Raw genomic sequence first — 12,894 nt, 5'->3', positions numbered from 1 at the left:
CGGTCTGGCCGCTCCGCTTTTTTTTGCGGATCAGCCAAAAAATCCCCTGTTTTTGCCGATCCTGCCGGATCGCGGCGGGGATTCCGCAAATTTCTCTTGCAGAATCCGGCCATATCCAGTATAATATCAAAGTGCGTAATTTCCGGTTTCTTGCAAACCTTGCACCTGAATACTTGAGAGGACTGAAACACACATGAGCGCATCAAGAGAAAAAAAGACCCGCCAGGACCTGTCCGGCTCCGGCTGGAACGATCCCAAGACCGCCCGGGAGGCCAAGCAACGCCAGAAGGAGCACAGCACCAACCTTCTGTATGGCACCATCGGAGTGGTATTCCTGGTAATCGCCATTGCCGCCGTCATCTGGAAGTCCAACATCATTCCCAAGACGGCTACGGCGGCCACCGTCAACGGTGAGAAGTACACCGCCGCTGAGGTCAACTTCTATTTTGAGAACTACTATCAGAACTTTGTCAACGGCAATTACAGCATTCTGAGCATGATCGGGCTGGACACCGGCACGTCCTTGAAGGACCAGACCATCTCCTCCAGCGCCGTCATGTTCGTCACCGACGCCACCGAGGGCGAGACTTGGTACGACTACTTCGCGGACAAGGCCCTGGAGCAGTTGGCCGGCGTCCAGGCCATGAATGCCGCTGCAGAGGCCGAGGGCTTCACCTGGAACGACGAGATGCAGGCCGACCTGGACGACACCATGGAGTCCCTTGCCTCCGCTGCCAGCACGTACGGCTATACGGAAAAGCAGTATCTGGGTCTCATCTACGGCAGCACCATGACCCGCAGCATCTATGAGGAGCAGACCCGGCGCAGCCTGCTGGCCACCGCCTATCTCCAGTCCTATCAGGACAGTCTGACCTACTCCACCGACGAGCTGGAGGCCGCCTATCAGGAGGACCGGACCGCCTACGATCTGGTGGACTGTGCGTATGTCCGCGTCAACGGCGCCGCAGCTGATACAGATGAAGAGGGCAACTCCATCGAGGTCACCGACGAGATGAAGGCGGAGGCCATGGCCGCTGCCAAGACCACCGCAGATGCCATCTACGCCGCCTACAAGGCGGGCACCTCTCTGGAGGATGCAGCCGCAGAGTATGAGTCCACCGCCACCTATGCCTCTTCTGACAGCTTCTCGTACAGCTCCTCTGTTCTGGGTGAATGGCTGTATGACGATGCCCGGCAGGCCGGCGACTCCGCCGTGCTGGAGGACAGCGACAGCAGCAACTACTATGTGGTGGTCTTTAACGGCCGCTCCCGCAACGAATACAACACGGTGAACGTGCGCCACATCCTGATCCAGCCGGAGGCCTCCGAGCTCTCCGAGGATGACGAGGGCTATGAGGACGATGTGGCCGCCAAGGACGCCGAGGCCGCGCAGAAGGCCCAGGACATCCTGGACGAGTGGAAGGCCGGCGACGCCACCGAGGACTCCTTTGCCGCGCTGGCCAATGAGTACTCCCAGGATCCCGGGTCCAACACCACCGGCGGCCTGTATGAGCAGGTCTATCAGGGCCAGATGGTGACGGAGTTCAACGACTGGTGCTTCGATCCCGCCCGCCAGACCGGCGACACCGGCATCATTCACAACGAGAGCACCGGCTACCACGTCATGTACTTCGTGGGCTATGACCAGCCCTACTGGGAGATCCAGGTGTCCGCAGATCTGGTCAATGACGCCGTGGATACGTTCTACGAGGAGAAGACCGAGGGCTATACTGCGGAGCAGTCCTCCTTCGGCATGAGCTTTGTGGGTTGATTCCCATTCACAACACAAGACGTCCGGCTTTGAAATTTCAAAGCCGGACGTTTTCCACCTGTTTGCAACAAGGAGGTCCGTTATGGAACATCCCTTTCTCCGCAACGAGATGCTGTGGGGCCCGGAGGCCCAGGCCCGGCTTGCTCGGGCCCACGTGCTGCTGCTGGGGCTGGGCGGCGTGGGCAGCTACGCCGCCGAATGCTTGGCCCGGTCCGGAGTCGGCGAGCTGACCCTGGTGGACAGCGACACCATTGCCCTCACCAACCTGAACCGCCAGCTGGAGGCCCTCCACTCCACCCTGGGTCAGCCCAAGGCGGAGGCGGTGGCCGCCCGTCTGCGGGACATCAATCCGGATGCAGAGCTCCATCCTGTCCACGGTCTCTATGACGCCGCTCATCGGGACTGCTTCTTCCCGGAGGGCTGCCGGTACGATTACATCGTGGACGCCATCGATCTGGTGTCCTGCAAGCTGGATCTGGCAGAGACTGCCCTGAAGCTGAACATCCCCCTGATCGCGGCCCTGGGCACAGGCAACAAGCTGGATCCCACCCTCCTCCAGGTAACGGACATCTCCAAGACCTATGGCTGCCCCCTGGCCCGGGTGATGCGCAAGGAACTCCGGACCAGAGGCATTCACCATCTGAAGGTGGTGTTCAGCCCGGAGAAGCCCGTCTCTCCCGCCCAGCCGGAGGCGCCGCCCCCGGCCGCCGCAGTGTGCCCGCCAGCAATCCCTGGGTTCCCGCCACAGCCGGTCTGCTGCTAGGCAGTGCTGTTGTGCGGGACCTGATTGCCCAGGTCTCTCTGCCCTGATAAAAAGCAGCGGCCCGCAGTTTGCGGGCCGCTGCTTTATGGAAAGCGTTCCTTATACCGCATCTGTCTTCTCCACAGAAACCGCCACAGGCACCGGATCCTCGCTCCCAAGCTCTCCGGTATAGGTAACTGTGACGCTGTCCCCCTCTTCAAGACGCCCCTGATCCACATCCTCGCCAAAGTCGAAAACCTGATAAGTCCCATCGTCAGTAAGCAGAACCAGGAAATCCCCCATACAGTTCACCACACCATTGACCGTTGCGCTGTCCTCTTCCTTCCCGTCGTTGCCGGCGTCCGTCTTTTCAGAGCCGCAGGCCGCCAGCGTCAGCAGTATCAGCGCCGCCAGGATTCCTGTGAGCAATCCTCTCATGTATGTTCCATCCTTTTCCTTGTGATTTTGTACAGCGGAGCCACTGCGGACAGGCACGCCTGTCCGCACCGCCTGTACATCCATATAGATAGGTCCGGCCGCCAAAAGGTTGCCGGCATCCGGCGGCTTCTTTGAAAACATTCTGTGAACAGACCGCTGTCCAGTGCGTTGACTTTTACCGCCGCCCATGTTATGCTGAAAAAAATTGATGCTTACCCAGTGGGCAGGGCGGTGCTCTGCCGCTGGGACTTTTTATCACGGCGGGCGGTGCGCCCGCCGGAGGAGGGATCCGTATGACGGCCGATCAGGAGTCCCGCAGCCCGCTGGAAACCGAGCCGGTTCAAAAGCTGATCGTCCGCTACGCCATCCCCACGGCCCTGACGCTGATGGTCAACTGCCTCTACAACATCGTGGACCAGATCTTTGTGGGCCAGGGCGTGGGGATCACCGCCATGGCGGCCATCAACGTGGCGTTCCCGGTGGTCATTCTGGTGAATGCCGTGGCCCTGCTGCTGGGAGACGGCAGCGCCGCCAACATCAGCCTGTGCCTCGGCCGCCGCCAGCAGCAAGAGGCGGATGACACCATCGGTCACGCCGCCACCCTGATTGCCGCCAGCGGTCTCTGTGCGGCCATCGTCAGCTGGTGCTTCGCCCCCCAGATTGCCCGGCTCTTCGGCGCTACGGACACTGCCTGGCCGGAGGCTGCAGCCTATCTCCGGACCATTGCCTGGGGCCTGCCCTTCCAGCTGATCTGCCCGGCCTTCACCGCCATCATTCGGGCGGACGGCCACCCCCGGTACAGCATGGGCTGCATGATTACCGGTGCCGTCCTCAACCTGATTCTAGACCCCGTCTTCATCTTCCCTCTGGGCATGGGCGTGGTGGGGGCCGGCATTGCCACAGTCATCGGCCAGGTGGCGGCCGGGGTGCTGTTTCTGGCCTACCTGCCCCGGCTGCACACAGTCCGGCTCCGGCGCCAGGCGCTGCGCCCCACCATTAGGCTCACCGGGCGGATTCTGGCCCTGGGGGTTCCCAGCCTGCTGACCCAGATCCTCACTGCCCTGGTACAGATCACCCTGAACAACCTGCTGCGGGTTCACGGAGCGGCCAGCGTGTACGGCAGCGACATCGCTCTCTCTGTCTACGGAATGATGATGAAGGTCTATCAGATTGCCCACTCCATGTTTGTGGGCGTCTCCTCCGCCGTACAGCCTATCAACGGTTACAACTTCGGGGCGAAGCATTTTCTTCGGGTGCGGCAGACCTTCCGCACGGCCGCCGCCATCGCCCTGGTAATTTCGGGGGTGTGGTTCCTCGTGTTCCAGCTGTTTCCCCGGCAGATCGGGATGCTGTTCGTCTCTGACAGCCCCCTCTACCTGGACTGTGCCCAGCACTGCTTCCGGCTGTATATGGCCGCCTTCTTCCTGTACGGCCTGCATCTGGCCACCGCCTCTTTCTTTCAAGGGATCGGCCGGCCGGTACCCTCCCTTGCCATTCCCCTGGCCCGGCAGGGCGTGTTTCTGATTCCCCTGGCTATTCTGCTGTCCGGCCGGTTCGGCCTGGATGGTGCCCTGCTGGCCGCCCCCATTTCCGACATGCTGACCTTCCTCCTGAGCTTGCTGCTGGTCCGGCGGGAGTTTGCCGTCTGGCGGCAGAGGGACTGGATAGAAACGTGAAAGTGACAAAAACGCCCCGCCTGCTTTTGGCGGGGCGCTCTTTGCAAGTCTCACTTAATTCAACGGAATTTCTGCATCGCCAAAGCGGATAGCAACGATATCCGTCACATCCAGCGGCACCGGCCAGTCAAAGCTGACATACCATCCGCCGTCCTCCATTCTGCTTCCACCGCCGCCACGGTTCTCTACTTCGGTCCCGTCGGCCAGGATCACGGTTGCGTGGAGCCGGTCCATCAGTCCGTCGCAGTAGAAGGAGGCACCTGTTGCGGTAATTTGGAGGTTCGTTAGCGTTGCAACAGCCGGGTGAGATTTTCCCCCTGTACCCTCTAAGGCGCCGCCATCTTTGCCGGTAGCCTGATCCCAGACCATGTGATTCGACAGCACTTGAACTCTGTCGATGGTGATGGTAGGAGACAGGCTCTCTGCCGCCAAAGGAATCGAGAAAGACCACTCTCCTTCACACAAGGCCTCATCCTCTGCCCCGCCGGTACGGCGGCGGATCAGGTCGTTCAGATCGATCTCCAGCGCGTAATCTCCTCTGTTCAGCTGGTTACCAGTGGAGATGGTGGCGGAGAACTCCAGCAGCATCCGGGCTGCGCCCTCCCGGGTGATCCCGATACTGTCCAGGCCGTACCCAGCCCCACCATGCTGGCCCCCACTGGGGTCAGGGACGATCTCCGCACGCATCCTGTCAAAGGAATACTGGGCATCTCGGTCAAAGTCCCAGCCCGTCACGTCCAGCAATGCCCAGATCTGACTGCTGCCCACGGTGATACTGTCCACAGTGACGGTCACGTCCCCGCTGGTAACGCTCTCCCCCACTTTTCGGGTCAGGCCGTCGATCACCAGGGATTGGGATTCCGTCATCGAGCTGCCGGTCTCCTCCTCCCACTTCTGCTCAAACCACCACCAGAGGGTGGGACTGGCCACTGCCAGGACCGTGCCCGCCAGCGCCAGCGCCAACGCTGCGGCAATCAGCCCTGCCTTGGAAATATGGTGTCTAAACGCTGCCTTCTCCTGTTTCGGCACATTGGCTACCTCCTTTCGCAGCTGCTCGGAGGCATGGATCTGCTCAAATGTCTCCCGATAGATGTTCTGCATGGCTCACTCCTCCCTCAGCTGTGCTTTCAGTTTCTCTCTGGCCCGGGCAAGCCGGGTCCGAACGGTGGAGGGCCCCAGGCCCAGCAGCTCCCCCACCTCCGCCGCTGTGTACCCTTCATAATAATAGAGATACAGCGGCAAGCGGTACTTGGCCGGCAGGGCCATGACCTCTGCATAGAGATTCTGGTGCTCCGGCGTATTGAACACCGGCTCCCGGCAGTCGTCCAGAGGCACCATCCGCCGTCTCCAGGGCGACCGCAGGGCATCCTTGCAGGCATTCACCGTCACCCGTACCAGCCAATGACGCAGCTGGTTATCATCGGGAAACGCCTGCCCGAAGTCTTTCCTGCTCCGCCTTTACCTGAGTGTATTTGACGGGATTATCCTCCCGGATATTGTATCGCGGCATCTTCCAATATCCTCCTTGCTCAAATATTCATTCTTCATCACAATCGATACGAACGAGCGCATACGGGTCCTTCAAGTCATCTCTGTCCAGCAGATGAAGCCGCTTCATGCGAATGGCTAGGGCAACCCATTGCTTCTGCCACAGCGGCAAAAGCCTCATATTCCTTGGTTGCAAAGATTCTATTCAAAAGACGAAGCCGTTCCCCGAGTCCCGCTGTACGCATTTGATCCATTAACAGCTCCCTGGGCATTGAGAAGCTTCTGTTGGTGTGTTCTACCGGAAAAAGGAAGCTGCTCAAAAATTCGGTAATGGGAAAATTGCCCTCACGACTCGTCTGACTCTGGAAGTTCAAGGTCTGACCTACGACAACATCGAACCATTCAATACATTCATCGCCCAAGCCGGTCTTTATACTGGCGGCACGGGTTCCCGCGTCCGTCCCATCGTGGCCTGCAAAGGCACTGTGTGTATCCATGGCCTGATCGACACTCAAGAACTAGCGCGTGAACTGCACGAAACATTCTACAAGGGCTGGTATGATGTCAAACTTCCCCACAAGTTCAAAATCGGCATCGGCGGCTGCCCAAACAACTGTATTAAGCCAGGTTTGAATGATTTCGGCATTATGGGCCAGCGGGTACCTGCCTATAATCCCGATGACTGCAATGGCTGCAAGAAGTGCTCCGTCGTAGAGGTCTGCCCCATGAAAAATGCCCATCTGGACGAGGATGGCATCATGCAAATCGATTGGGATACCTGCAACAACTGCGGTAAGTGTGTGGATGCCTGTAATTTTGATTGTGTGACAGAAGCAAAAGCAGGATATAAAATTATGGTCGGTGGTATTTGGGGTAAGCGTCAGCGCCTTGGTACCGTGATTGATGAAATCTACACCAAGGAGCAGGTCTTTGAGATGATAGAACGAGCGCTTCTGCTGTATCGGGAGCAAGGCAAGACCGGAGAGCGGTTCGGTGTATTCATTAGAAAGAGCGGGCCCCCAGCTGGGTGTGAAGCGCCTGATAGGAATCCTGTTGTGTATACTATTGATGGTACGCAGGCGTAAATCCATATCTCTTGCCGGTTCTATAATATTGGCCTGCATTGGGTGGGCTTCTAGCTCACGCAATCGGACAGATTCTTCTGCTTTCTGAAATAAGTGAAAAATGCAGAACCTGCGATATTGACTCTATAAATATTTAGTCAGTATGCGAAACAGGCAGAGCATGGTTCCCTCTATATGCCAATGGTCCCCTGGGTTCTCATTGCTGTGACGCTTACTGTCTTTCTTGTGCAAATACAGAGGCGCGCACCAGACCGGGAAGAGTGGCTTTCAATGCGATGCAAGCAAAGTCGGTGCTGCTGATATCATCTAAATTCTTGAAGATCCAGAGATACCTTCAACATAGGCCTGAAAACGAATAAAGCACGCCTGGCTGGCGTGCTTTACCCGGCAATTATATTTCTAAATTAAATCTTAGTAACATCAAATAGAAATGTAAGTCTCCATACTTTACGGCCACCCACATAGGAAACAAAAGGATGCTGTCACGTCGGCGATCTTTCGCAGCGTCACTGCTTCAAATCCCTCATCCTGAATCGGATGGGCTTGCAGCCTGCAAGCCCAAAAACCTTTTGTATGTCTTACTAACAGATAGCCACAGGACTGATGACACCTTGCAGTAAAGAGCCAAGGCGAAGAAAACTCTCCGCCTCGGCTCTTTGCTGTCCGGATTTACTTGTCCAATTCAGAAAAATTGCATACACATCACATCCGCTAGCACCCGTTGCCATCTGACAACTATCCCCTTATCTGTGCTTGCCGAGATACGCCTCTTTGATCTTCTCATTGGCCAGCAGCTCCGCGCCGGTGCCGGACATGGTGATGTTCCCCGTCTCCAGCACATAGGCCAGGTCCGCGATCTTCAAGGCCATGTTGGCGTTCTGCTCGATCAGCAGTACCGTCACGCCCTGGCGGTTGATCTCCCGGATGATGGAGAAGATGTCCTGCACCACCAGCGGCGCCAGGCCCAGGGACGGCTCATCCAGCATCATCAGCTTCGGCCGTGACATCAGGGCCCGGCCCACCGCCAGCATCTGCTGTTCGCCGCCGGAGAGGGTGCCGGCGGACTGCCAGTTCCGTTCCTCCAGCCGGGGGAACAGCTCATAGACCCATTTCAGGTCCTTTTCGATCTCCGCTTTGTCCTTGCGGAGGTAGGCTCCCAGCTTCAGGTTCTCCAGCACCGTCAGGTCCGCAAACACCCGCCGCCCCTCCGGGCTCATGGCGATGCCCGCGGAGATGATCTTGTCGATGGGCTTGCCCAGCAGCTCCTCCCCGTTCCACTGGATGGAGCCGGACTCCGCCTTCACCAGGCCGGAGATGGTCCGCAGGGTGGTGGACTTGCCCGCGCCGTTGGCGCCGATCAGGGTGACGATCTTGCCGTCCGGCACCTCCAGGTCGATGCCCCGGAGAGCCTGGATGCCGCCGTAGGACACCCGCAGCTGTTGGATTTTAAGCATCTTCCGCCACCCCCAGGTACGCGTCGATGACGCGCTGATTGTTCTGGATCTCCGCCGGTGTGCCGTCGGCAATCAGCTTGCCGAAGTCCAGCACATAGATCCGGTCGGAGATGTCCATGACCAGGTCCATGTGGTGCTCGATCAGAAACACCGTCAGGCCGAACTTCGTGCGGATCTCCCCGATGAAGGCCGTCAGCTCGTCGGTCTCCTGGGGGTTCATGCCCGCAGCCGGTTCGTCCAGCAGCAGCAGCTGCGGATCCGTGGCCAGGGCCCGGGCGATCTCCAGCCGCCGCTGCTTGCCGTAGGGCAGGGAGTTCGCCTTCTCCCCGGAAACGTCGCTGAGGTTCACCTCCGCCAGCAGCTCTTCCACCCGCTGGCGCTGCCGCGCCTCCTCCTGCCGGTTCAGATGGAAGGTCGCAGTGAGGAGGTTGCACGTCGCACGGCAGTGCATGGCCGTCAGCACGTTGTCGAACACCGTCTGGTCCTTCCAAAGACGGATATTCTGGAAGGTCCGGGCCATGCCCATCCGGGTGATCTTGTCCGGGGTGGGGGCCAGGGCGTGGGTGTACTCCCCGGCGTGCTCGCCCTTGTAGAGCTTGCGCATCTTGCCCTGGGGGTAGTTTTCCACGATCTTCTCCCCCCGGTACCACACCGCGCCGTTGGTGGGCTGGTACACGCCGGTGATGACGTTGAAGGCCGTAGTCTTGCCCGCGCCGTTGGGGCCGATCAGGGAGACGATCTCCCCCTCGCCTACCTCCAGATTCATGTTGTTCACGGCGATGACGCCGCCGAACTGCATGGTGATATTCTCCAAACGAAGGATCTTCTCACTCATTTCGCCGCCTCCTTCTTTTTCGATTTTCCGGAGAGGCGGGCCCGCAGGCTCCGGGCCACATCAGAGAGCTCCCGGTCCCCCATGAGGCCACGGCGGAAGAACAGCACCACGATCATGATGATGATGGAGAACACCACCATCCGGAAGCCGGTCCGCAGGAAGGGCACCTTGAAGGCGCCGATATACGTCTCTGTGTCCAGGAATCGCAGCCACCACTCGCTGGCCGCCACGTACAGGAACGAGGCGATGCAGCTGCCGGAGATGGACCCGATGCCGCCGATCACCACGATCAGCAGGATCTCGTAGGTCATGGAGGTGGTGAAGGTCTTGGCTTGGGCCTGGTTGGCGAACATGGCGAACAGGCCGCCGCCCACGCCGGCGAAGAAGGAGCTGATGCAGAAGGCCATCCGCTTGTGCTTGGCCAGGTTGATGCCCATGGCCTCGGCGGCCACCTCATCCTCCCGGATGGCCTTGAAGGCCCGGCCATAGGTGGAGTTGATCAACAACACCATGATCCCGATGCACACTGCCACCAGCAGGAAGGGCACAAAGGTGGAAAGGCGCAGCACCACCTCCCCATTGGCGTTCTCGATGTTGAAGCTGGAGAAGGTGGGAAAGCTCTTCAGCGCGTTGGCGCCGTTGGTGACAGGGCCCAGCCGGTCCCACTGGAAGATGGCCCGGATGATCTCCGCAAAGCCCAGGGTGGCGATGGCCAGGTAGTCGCTCTTCAGCCGCAGCACCGGCAGGCCGATAAGCCAGGCGATCACCGCCGCCACACAGCCCGCCAGGATCAGCGCCGCCAGCACACCCAGGATCAGACCCAGGGCGCCGCCGCCGAACAGCTCCGGCAGGGAGAAATTCACTGCCGAGCCGCCGTAGAGGTAGTAGACGCTCTCCCGGTCGGCAGAGGGAATGGTCAGAATGGCGTAGGTGTAGGCGCCCAGCAGCATGAAGCCCGCCTGCCCCAGGGAGAACAGGCCCGTAAAGCCGTTCAGCAGGTTCAGGGAGGCCGCCACCAGCGCGTACACAGCTCCCTTCTTCAGCACGGTGAACAGCATACTGGTGGGCTGCATGGTGTTCTCCAGCACAATCACCAGGACCAGCAGGGCCGCCACGCAGCCCAGGGCGATCCACGCGCCCCGTTTGCTCTTTTTTTCTTGCAGCATCGTGACGCCCCCTTTACACTTTGTCGGTGGACTTCTCACCGAACAGGCCGGTGGGCTTCACCACCAGGATGATGATGAGCAGCGCGAAGGTGAACGCGTCGGAAAACACACTCCAGTTGGAGCTCTTGATCACCGTCTCGCTGAGACCGATGAGGAATGCCCCCACCACGGCCCCGGGAATGGAGCCGATGCCGCCGAACACTGCCGCCACGAAGGCCCGCAGGCCCGGCAGGGAGCCGGACAGCGGCACGATGGAGGGATAGTTGGTGAAGTACAGCGCAGACCCCACCGCCGCCAGGAAGGAACCGATGACAAAGGTGAAGCTGATGATGTTGTTGATCTTGATGCCCATCAGCTGCGCGGTCTCAAAATCCCGGGAGGCGGCCCGCATGGCCATGCCGATCTTGGTGTGGTTGATGAGCTGGGTCAGCACCACTACCAGCGCCACCACCAGGAATGGCGTAATCACCGTCACCATTTTGGTGGAGGTGCCGGCAATGGTGATCTGACTGGACAGGCCGGGCAGGCTGGGGTACATCTGCGGCAGTCCGCCGGTGATATAGGTGGCCAGATTCTGCAGCAGATAGCTGACGCCGATGGCGGAGATCATGACGCTCATCCGGGGCGCGCTGCGCAGCGGCTTGTAGGCTGCCCGTTCGATGACATAGCCCAGCAGCACCGTCAGCAGGATCATCAGCGGCAGCGCCACGCCGATGGGCAGGCTTGCGCTGAGATAGACCATGATCAATCCCGCCGCCATGAACACGTCGCCGTGGGCGAAGTTGATCAGGCGCAGGATGCCGTAAACCATGGTGTATCCGATGGCGATCAGGGCGTACTGCCCGCCCAGCGAGATGCCGGAGAGCAGGATGGAAATTCCGTATTGCACAGGGATACCCCCTTTTCTTTCAGAGTTGGCGAGCGGGAAGGACCGTCTCCAAAAGGGCCGGGCTGCGGCCCCTTTCGAGGCGGTCCCATCTCGCGCAAGAACAAGCCGCCTGGCGGGGGATACCCCGCCAGGCTGGCCGGATGGCAGGCTTATTCCACAGTCTGGACCGTCTCCAGCGTCCAGGCGTTGTTGGCGGTGTCTGCGGTCTTGATATAGGCGGTGTCCCGGATGGCGTCGCCCTGCTCGTCAAAGGCGATGGAGCCGGACACGCCGGTGTAGGTCACGTCAGGCAGCGCGGCCTTCACGGCGGCCTTGTCGGTAGAGCCGGCGGCCTTCAGGGCCTCCAGCGCCACATAGTAGGCGTCATAGCCCATGGCAGTGACAGCGGCGATGGTATCGTTGCCGCCGTTGTTGGTCATGGCGGTGGAATCCTCGCTCAGCCAGGCCTTAAAGCCCTCGTCAAACTCTGGAGAGCCACCCTCCTGGTAGAAGGTGGACACGTACAGCTGCACGTCGCTGCCTGCGGCCGCTTCCAGCACCATATTGCTGTCCAGGGTATCGCCACCGAGGATGGGGATTTCAATTCCCAGAGAAGCAGCCAACTTCACGATCTGAGTAGAATATGTAATGGAAACCGGGCAGAAAATCACATCTGCGTCCTCATTTACGGCCTTATTAAGATATGTGGTGAAGTCGGATGTATTGGTCGGGAAGGAATCCTTTTCCACGGTGCCGTCAAATGCCTGCTCAAAATAATTAATCAGGCCCTGGTCGTACTCGTTGCCCAGCTCACCCAGGCAGTAAGCTTTTTTCGCAGAGAATTTCTCCTGTGCGAAATTTGCCAACACCGTTCCCTGGAACGGATCCAGGAAGCAGATCCGGAAGTAATACCCGTTCCCTGCCGTAATCTGGGGATTGGTGCATCCGACGCCAATGGCGGGGACACCCGCCTCGCCAAAGACGGGGCCGCCAGCCAGAGACACGGTGGAGCCGTAGGAACCCAATACCACAGATACATCCTTGCTCACCAACTCCGCAGCGGCAGTGGGCGCCTTGGCGGGGTCGGAGCCGTTGTCCGCATAAACCAGCTCCACGGTATAGGTGGTGCCGCCGATATCCACAGTGGGGGTCTCCTTATTGGCATACTGCATGCCCAGCATCTCCTGCTTGCCGCCGGCGCCATTGTCGCCAGTGGCCGGCTCAAAAATTCCAATCCTCACCACATTTTCCCCGGATTCACCTCCTCCACTGTTGCAGGCGGCCAACCCTAAAGCTGTAGCCAATGTCAGGACCAGCGCAAAGACTCTCTTCATACTTCTTTTCCTCCCCAAAAAAATTCAAGAACGGCAG

General features: G+C 59.5%; 12 protein-coding genes. 4 read left to right on the top strand and 8 right to left on the bottom strand.

Going from position 1 to position 12,894, the window contains the following annotated elements:
- Window positions 1–193 precede the first annotated feature (193 nt).
- Both EIO64_RS17040 and EIO64_RS17035 read left to right on the top strand, forming a co-directional pair.
- On the top strand, window positions 194–1,771 hold the full coding sequence (locus EIO64_RS17040; RefSeq protein WP_119310852.1) for a peptidylprolyl isomerase: 1,578 nt from the start codon (window positions 194–196) through the stop codon (window positions 1,769–1,771).
- Window positions 1,772–1,853: 82 nt separating this feature from the next.
- Window positions 1,854–2,534, top strand: coding sequence for a tRNA threonylcarbamoyladenosine dehydratase (locus EIO64_RS17035; protein WP_346730051.1), 681 nt, complete (start codon window positions 1,854–1,856; stop codon window positions 2,532–2,534).
- A 99-nt stretch (window positions 2,535–2,633) separates the two neighbouring features.
- Here the strand turns inward: EIO64_RS17035 and EIO64_RS17030 are convergent, their stop codons facing one another.
- Window positions 2,634–2,951 (bottom strand): hypothetical protein, encoded by a 318-nt coding sequence (locus EIO64_RS17030; protein WP_119311893.1) that lies wholly within the window; start codon window positions 2,949–2,951, stop codon window positions 2,634–2,636.
- A 293-nt stretch (window positions 2,952–3,244) separates the two neighbouring features.
- On the opposite strand from EIO64_RS17030, the gene EIO64_RS17025 reads away from it, so the two are divergent.
- A complete protein-coding gene (locus EIO64_RS17025; RefSeq protein ID WP_119310850.1) occupies window positions 3,245–4,627 on the top strand; it encodes an MATE family efflux transporter in 1,383 nt (460 codons plus the stop codon).
- A 54-nt stretch (window positions 4,628–4,681) separates the two neighbouring features.
- On the opposite strand, the gene EIO64_RS17020 is transcribed toward EIO64_RS17025, so the two are convergent.
- Together EIO64_RS17020 and EIO64_RS17015 are read right to left on the bottom strand one after the other, a co-directional pair.
- The gene (locus tag EIO64_RS17020; protein WP_119310849.1) at window positions 4,682–5,728 is read right to left on the bottom strand and encodes a DUF4179 domain-containing protein; all 1,047 of its coding nucleotides are present in this window, start codon (window positions 5,726–5,728) and stop codon (window positions 4,682–4,684) included.
- Between the two features lie 3 nt (window positions 5,729–5,731).
- A complete protein-coding gene (locus EIO64_RS17015; RefSeq protein ID WP_249390724.1) occupies window positions 5,732–6,010 on the bottom strand; it encodes a sigma factor-like helix-turn-helix DNA-binding protein in 279 nt (92 codons plus the stop codon).
- 395 nt (window positions 6,011–6,405) lie between these two features.
- On the opposite strand from EIO64_RS17015, the gene EIO64_RS17010 reads away from it, so the two are divergent.
- Window positions 6,406–7,200 (top strand): 4Fe-4S dicluster domain-containing protein, encoded by a 795-nt coding sequence (locus EIO64_RS17010; protein ID WP_025544613.1) that lies wholly within the window; start codon window positions 6,406–6,408, stop codon window positions 7,198–7,200.
- Between the two features lie 743 nt (window positions 7,201–7,943).
- Here the strand turns inward: EIO64_RS17010 and EIO64_RS17005 are convergent.
- From EIO64_RS17005 to EIO64_RS16985, 5 genes are all read right to left on the bottom strand, one after another.
- Window positions 7,944–8,654: an ABC transporter ATP-binding protein gene (locus EIO64_RS17005; protein WP_021750258.1), complete on the bottom strand. Its 711-nt coding sequence runs from the start codon at window positions 8,652–8,654 to the stop codon at window positions 7,944–7,946.
- Window positions 8,647–9,489, bottom strand: coding sequence for an ABC transporter ATP-binding protein (locus tag EIO64_RS17000; RefSeq protein ID WP_119310847.1), 843 nt, complete (start codon window positions 9,487–9,489; stop codon window positions 8,647–8,649). The genes EIO64_RS17005 and EIO64_RS17000 overlap by 8 nt, the downstream gene beginning before the upstream one ends.
- Complete coding sequence (locus tag EIO64_RS16995) at window positions 9,486–10,655, bottom strand: branched-chain amino acid ABC transporter permease (RefSeq protein ID WP_119311652.1); 1,170 nt, start codon at window positions 10,653–10,655, stop codon at window positions 9,486–9,488. The genes EIO64_RS17000 and EIO64_RS16995 overlap by 4 nt, the downstream gene beginning before the upstream one ends.
- A gap of 13 nt (window positions 10,656–10,668) precedes the next feature.
- Window positions 10,669–11,550, bottom strand: coding sequence for a branched-chain amino acid ABC transporter permease (locus EIO64_RS16990; protein WP_418440893.1), 882 nt, complete (start codon window positions 11,548–11,550; stop codon window positions 10,669–10,671).
- Between the two features lie 143 nt (window positions 11,551–11,693).
- Window positions 11,694–12,857 (bottom strand): ABC transporter substrate-binding protein, encoded by a 1,164-nt coding sequence (locus EIO64_RS16985; RefSeq protein WP_119310844.1) that lies wholly within the window; start codon window positions 12,855–12,857, stop codon window positions 11,694–11,696.
- Between the last annotated feature and the right edge of the window lie 37 nt (window positions 12,858–12,894).

This window comes from Dysosmobacter welbionis (assembly GCF_005121165.3).
Classification (GTDB): domain Bacteria; phylum Bacillota; class Clostridia; order Oscillospirales; family Oscillospiraceae; genus Oscillibacter; species Oscillibacter welbionis.
This window is presented reverse-complemented; position numbering and strand designations above follow the sequence as displayed.